Origin of the sequence: Vibrio sp. OPT46, from assembly GCF_015163535.1 — a bacterium.
GTDB classification, from domain to species: Bacteria; Pseudomonadota; Gammaproteobacteria; order Enterobacterales; family Vibrionaceae; genus Vibrio; species Vibrio alginolyticus.
Window position 1 is genome coordinate 64084 of sequence record NZ_JADDYG010000824.1, and the last position, 6410, is coordinate 70493.

Below are 6410 nucleotides of genomic sequence, written 5' to 3' on the forward strand. Positions count from 1 at the left end.
CACTATGTTGATGAATTCTTGAATATCAGTGCCTTTAAAGCTCGCACTAAATTCGTTTGCCATTGCACCTGGTACGCAGAGTAAACTTCCTGCTAGTAGCCAAGCACTTTTGCTGAACCAATGTTTCACGTATGTCTCCCTGAACTTACGCCGGTTGCCTAAGTCTTACAATTGGATATAGATATCGTACTGTTGGCCGTCTCGCTCAACAGTTAAATTTAATTCTTGCGGATCGCTCATCACTTGCATCAGTTGTACTGAAGAAGACGGGTCACTTAAATCGATCCCGTTCAGTTGAACCGCAATATCGCCAGGTTGTAGTCCTACATCATTAAATAATGCGGCATCACGACCAGGTGATACTCGATAACCAACAATGTCTCCGTCTTTTTTGACGGGTGAAATGGTGATGTATTTAAAAACGCTTTGTGGATCTTTCGCAATTTCCTCGCGGATTTGCTCTAATTTCTCTCCAACGTCAGACGTCGCTGCTTCTGCTCGCTGAGCTTGCGCCCTGGCTACCTGCGGCGATTCAGATAGCTTCTTATATTCTATACCTTCCATCATTAAGGTCTCGTCTCGACCTTGGTTATCAATGATGACGCGATCCACCAATACCGCTTTTAGTGTCGCACGTGTCCCTTCGATTTCTTCACCCAAACCGTACGTAGCTTGCTTACCTCGGTTAGCAATAACAGCAAGGCTGGTGTTGGCATCACTACTTGCAACCGCACCGACCAGCGTAAGGTTAAGGCGCGTCTTAGGGGCGTCTTTAACAATGGGCTGTTCTACAACTGCCGCTTTTTGCTCAGTGTATTTACCGAATAGGTTGGCATTCTGAAGGGCATTAAAATCTATCGCGTCGCCTTTATTGCTCGCGACAACGCCACTCGCCGATGGACGCCATTGCGGCACTTCCGACGATTGAGGTATGGCTAACCACACAATTTTGCCAAGTATCCATCCGGTTATCGCAATAAACAGACAGGTAAGCAACAAGCTAAGTTTGGCTTGAATGGTATAATGATTGGACTTGATCTGAGCCAGTAGCGGTCTGCTTGATAATCCTGCACTTAGCTCTAAACGTTTCACTGAATGGATTCCTTTATTCTAACGTCCGTCATTTAAGCTATAACGATAGCTATCGACTTTAAATTGCTAAATTTGCAATAAAATTATTACTCAACAAAGAGCAGTGAACTATATCACAAGTTGTCTTTCATACCTTTTTCTTATGCAGTTTTTGCCAACTCCCTTGAAAAAAATACGCCTTGACTCCATCTGTAGGTGAATAATCCATCACTCATTGCCGTATTCGGGCAGTGATTAGATAGCGTAGTGTTCTATGAGTTCCCTAAATGAAGCCGTTAGGCTAGATAAATGGCTATGGGCCGCAAGATTTTACAAAACCCGCTCCATCGCGCGTAACATGGTCGATGGCGGTAAAGTCCACTATAATGGCCAACGAAGCAAGCCGAGTAAAATCGTTGAAGTGGGCGCTGAAGTCAGACTTCGTCAAGGCAACGAAGAAAAAATCGTGATCATCGAACAAATCTCAGATCAACGCCGAGGCGCTCCCATCGCACAAACCTTATATCGCGAAACCAATGAGAGTATCGCGAAACGTGAGGAACACGCGACTCAACGTAAGCTTAATGCCCACAACCCAAGTCCGGAACGCCGCCCAGATAAAAAGCAGCGCCGAGACATCATTAAGTTCAAACACCAATAAAAGCCGGAATTACCAACGAGGAAAGCACTCCATGGCAAATAATGTTTTAAACCGCTACCTATTCGAAGATCTTTCAGTACGTGGCGAGTTGGTACAATTAGATGAAGCGTACCAACGTGTTATCTCCAGCAAGGAATATCCGGCAGCAATAGAGAAACTGCTGGGTGAGCTACTCGTTTCAACTACTCTTTTAACTGCCACTCTTAAGTTCGAAGGTTCGATCACCATCCAGCTACAAGGCGACGGTCCTGTGTCTCTTGCCGTTATCAACGGTGACCATAACCAACGTGTTCGTGGCGTAGCTCGCTGGGAAGGCGATGTTGCCGATGACGCAAATATTCACGATCTAATGGGTAAGGGCTACCTTGTGATCACCATCGAACCGAAAAACGGCGAGCGTTACCAAGGCGTCGTTGGACTAGAAGGTGACACTTTAGCAGAAGTGCTAGAAGGCTACTTTGCAAACTCAGAGCAGTTAAAAACGCGCCTATGGATCCGCACTGGTGAGCATGAAGGCAAAGCACACGCAGCAGGTATGTTGATTCAAGTGATCCCTGACGGCACTGGCTCTCCAGATGATTTCGAACATCTAGAGCAGCTCACTGACACAGTAAAAGATGAAGAATTGTTTGGTTTAGAAGCGAACGAGTTATTGTATCGACTATATAACCAAGACAAAGTACGTCTGTACGAGCCGCAACCTGTCGAGTTCCATTGTGGCTGTTCTCGTGAGCGTAGCGGTGCAGCAATCATCACCGTTGAGAAAGCTGAAATTTATGACATTTTGGCAGAAGTTGGATCAGTTTCTTTACATTGTGATTACTGTGGCACAACTTATACGTTCGACGAATCTGAAGTCACTGAACTGTATGCACAAGCTTCTACAGACAAGAAAACCCTGCATTAATTTACATAGCTTATCAAGCACGTAATTTACCCTACAAAAGGCCAGCTTAATGCTGGCCTTTTTGTGATCAACCCCTCGTAATAACTAGCCTCAAGCGTAATAAAACAACTGCTTAATTTTAAACAATTAATAATGATTTTGCCCTAGCGCAAAGGATTGCGTGCACGATAGACTATTCCCACCAATATGTGACGGGTTACCTAAAACCTTATTGAAATCATGGGTAAATTTTGAGCTATCTCCCTGTTTTCTCCCCGCCCCGTTGCTAGCATGGTGAGCAGATTAAAATTAAAACATTCTTACAAAATCCCTACAAAATCCTTATAAGGAGCACCTATGACCGTTATGGAACATACTAAGGCTGCAACACTTGATCTAACCAAGCACGGACTGCATAACGTAAAAGAGGTTATTCGCAACCCAAGCTACGAAATGTTGTTTGAGGAAGAAACGCGTGAAGACCTAACCGGTTATGAGCGCGGCGTGGTTACTGAACTAGGTGCGGTTGCCGTTGACACTGGCATCTTTACTGGTCGCTCACCAAAAGATAAATACATCGTCAAAGACGCTACGACAGAAGAACATATGTGGTGGACGTCTGATCAAGTGAAAAATGATAACAAGCCAATCACTCCTGAAGTGTGGGACGAGCTAAAAGAACTGGTCACAAACCAGCTTTCTAACAAACGCTTGTTTGTTGTTGACGGTTACTGTGGTGCAAACCCAGATACACGTTTGAGCATTCGTGTTATCACAGAAGTCGCATGGCAAGCGCACTTCGTTAAAAACATGTTTATTCGCCCGACGGAAGAAGAGTTAGCGACATTTGAACCAGACTTCGTAGTAATGAATGGCGCAAAATGCACTAATCCAAAATGGGAAGAGCAAGGCCTGAACTCAGAAAACTTCACCGTATTTAACCTAACTGAGCGCATGCAACTTATCGGTGGTACTTGGTACGGTGGTGAAATGAAGAAAGGTATGTTCGCGATGATGAACTACTTCCTTCCACTAAAAGACATCGCATCAATGCACTGTAGCGCTAACATGGGCAAAGATGGCGATGTAGCGGTATTCTTCGGTCTATCTGGTACGGGTAAAACGACCCTGTCGACTGATCCTAAACGTGCGCTAATTGGTGATGATGAGCACGGCTGGGATGATGACGGTGTCTTCAACTTCGAAGGTGGTTGTTACGCAAAAACCATCAAACTTTCGAAAGAAGCGGAGCCGGACATCTACAACGCAATTCGTCGTGATGCACTGCTAGAAAACGTAACAGTACGTGGCGATGGTTCTATCGACTTTGATGATGGTTCGAAAACAGAAAACACACGTGTTTCTTACCCTATCTACCATATCGATAATATCGTTAAGCCAGTATCAAAAGGCGGTCACGCGAATAAAGTGATCTTCCTATCAGCCGATGCATTTGGCGTACTGCCTCCAGTATCTAAATTGACACCCGAGCAAACTAAGTACCACTTCCTGTCTGGCTTTACCGCCAAACTAGCGGGAACAGAGCGCGGTATTACTGAGCCAACACCAACTTTCTCTGCTTGTTTCGGCGCGGCGTTCCTAACGCTTCACCCAACTAAATACGCAGAAGTACTGGTTAAACGCATGGAAGCAGCAGGCGCTGAGGCTTACCTAGTGAATACTGGTTGGAACGGCACTGGCAAACGTATCTCTATTCAAGATACACGCGGAATTATTGATGCCATTCTTGATGGTTCGATTGAAGAAGCACCAACTAAGCACATTCCAATCTTCAACCTTGAAGTACCAACGTCACTACCAGGTGTGGATCCTAGCATTCTAGACCCTCGCGACACGTACGTTGACCCACTTCAGTGGGAAAGCAAAGCGAAAGATTTAGCAGCGCGCTTTATCAATAACTTTGATAAGTACACAGACAACGCTGAAGGTAAATCTCTGGTTGCGGCTGGTCCTCAGATTGATTAAATCGAGTAACAGCGACGTCGCGTAAACGCAGTGAAAAGTTGGCATTAACTTATCACCTTTACGTAGGCCAAGTTACAAAAATTGCTTCAAGCCCCTCTTTTGAGGGGCTTTTTATTGAATACCACAGAATATTGATACAAGCTAAAGCCTATCTAGTTTTATTTCATAACACACGTAGGTTCTAGCAAAGATGAAAACAGCGCGTCGAGTTCTACTTCTGTTACTGGTTATCTTAGTTGCCATTCCAGCCGCTACGATTGCGCTGCTAACAACATCTTACGCGGACGCAACCTGGCGCTTGCTGTCAAACACCTTTTCTCTTCCCTTCCGGGCCGGAAGCGTGCGTTATGACTTTCCCTATCACCTAACTTTACAACGCGTGAACACCAGCGGAGACGATGCGTCTTACATCGAGCAAGTCGATTTATGGATGAATCCCGATGTTTATCGCGATGGTAAATGGATCGTTGATAGTTTATTGATTGATGGTATGAGCTTGCAGTATGGCGCACCAAAGCTCCCAGCTTTAGAGAACGTATTATTCCATCAAATCGCGCTCAAAAATATTGATTACGCCGACGAGCATTTCTCTGCCAATGGCATTGATCTTCAAATTCAATCACCACAATGGAGTGATCAATTAATACCATATGGCGAAGTTCAATTTGCGGCCGACCAACTCTATTGGAATGGCGAAGCCTTTAATCAAGTTTTAGTCGATATAGACTACAAACCGCAAGACAGTACGCTTTATGGCACCTCTTTTAACTGGCGTAACAGTCAAATATCTGGGCAAGGGGAGCAGTATCCTCAAGGTTGGTCTTTAGTAAATGTGACCATCAACAAGCTGAAACTGAGTAATACGCAGCGCCAATCACTGCTTGCAAAACCTTGGCACGATCTACCATTTAACATTAATCATATTAATAGCTTAGATTTGCTTAACGCCGATATTGAATGGGGCGACTGGCACTGGCAGAACTTGGATCTTTCTGTGGAAAACGCCACACTGCCACTGTCTCTCTGGAAGACAAAAGCTCAAGTGTCATTGCAGGCGGATAGCGTTCGATTCCAGCAGCAAACCGCAATAGAGCCACGTTTGAGTGCCGCTATCGAGCCAGGAGTAATCCAGCTCAACGAGCTCAGCTTAGATTGGCAGCAAGGTCGAGTGCAAGTTTCTGGATTGTTCACGCCAACACAATGGAAGCTCAAAGAAGCCTCTATTCAAGGTCTCAAGTGGGCAACACAGCCAGAAGACAACCTAAATTGGTGGCACGCCGCCACCAGCGAGTTAGAGCATGTTGCAATCGAACGACTCGACATTGAGCGCAGCCAAATTATCCAGCTATCTCACGAACCTTATTGGCAACTTTCCGGTTTAAATATCGAAGGGCAACAGCTTGATATTAAACAGTCGGCTCAACGTTGGGGCCTTTGGCAAGGCGAATTGGAAGTCAGCGTTGTCAACGCTAGCTATGACCAAATACTCACGTCTCACGCAGCACTTGCCATGCAAAGCAAAGATGGCTTTTGGCAATTGACTCGCCTTTTTGCGCCACTCGAGCAAGGCTACGTAGAAGGCATCGGACAAATAGATTTGAGTACCCCGAGCCAACCTTGGGCGCTCAACGTCAATGCTGATGGTATTCCCTTATCGCTCTTCCACGATTATTTTTTACCCGACACACTGGCTATTGATGGTTTTTCCGATCTCAGCCTCGATCTACAAGGGTTATCAGGTGATCGCAACATGCTGGCCTACAGCTTATCGGGTGAAGTGGAAGCCAATCTCCGAGATACCCGCTT

General features: G+C 45.4%; 5 protein-coding genes. 4 read left to right on the top strand and 1 reads right to left on the bottom strand.

Annotation, left to right across the window (positions count from 1 at the left end):
- Window positions 1-165 precede the first annotated feature (165 nt).
- Window positions 166-1092, bottom strand: a complete 927-nt coding sequence (gene gspC, locus IQR33_RS28395) for a type II secretion system protein GspC (RefSeq protein ID WP_064353520.1) — start codon at window positions 1090-1092, stop codon at window positions 166-168.
- A gap of 253 nt (window positions 1093-1345) precedes the next feature.
- Between gspC and hslR the strand changes: the two genes are divergently transcribed.
- From hslR to IQR33_RS28415, 4 genes are all read left to right on the top strand, one after another.
- On the top strand, window positions 1346-1732 hold the full coding sequence (hslR, locus tag IQR33_RS28400) for a ribosome-associated heat shock protein Hsp15 (RefSeq protein WP_005379292.1): 387 nt from the start codon (window positions 1346-1348) through the stop codon (window positions 1730-1732).
- 31 nt (window positions 1733-1763) lie between these two features.
- Window positions 1764-2639, top strand: coding sequence for an Hsp33 family molecular chaperone HslO (gene hslO / locus IQR33_RS28405; RefSeq protein ID WP_005379290.1), 876 nt, complete (start codon window positions 1764-1766; stop codon window positions 2637-2639).
- A 336-nt stretch (window positions 2640-2975) separates the two neighbouring features.
- Window positions 2976-4604: a phosphoenolpyruvate carboxykinase (ATP) gene (gene pckA, locus IQR33_RS28410; protein ID WP_005379288.1), complete on the top strand. Its 1629-nt coding sequence runs from the start codon at window positions 2976-2978 to the stop codon at window positions 4602-4604.
- Between the two features lie 190 nt (window positions 4605-4794).
- Window positions 4795-6410: AsmA family protein (locus tag IQR33_RS28415; RefSeq protein WP_416222704.1), on the top strand; the 1616-nt coding region annotated here is incomplete at its 3' end.

Bases quoted from the DNA above. Each gene is read 5' to 3' on its own strand.
- pckA (WP_005379288.1), top strand. From the start codon at position 2,976: ATGACCGTTATGGAACATACTAAGGCTGCAACACTTGATCTAACCAAG.
- hslR (WP_005379292.1), top strand. From the start codon at position 1,346: ATGAGTTCCCTAAATGAAGCCGTTAGGCTAGATAAATGGCTATGGGCC.
- hslO (WP_005379290.1), top strand. From the start codon at position 1,764: ATGGCAAATAATGTTTTAAACCGCTACCTATTCGAAGATCTTTCAGTA.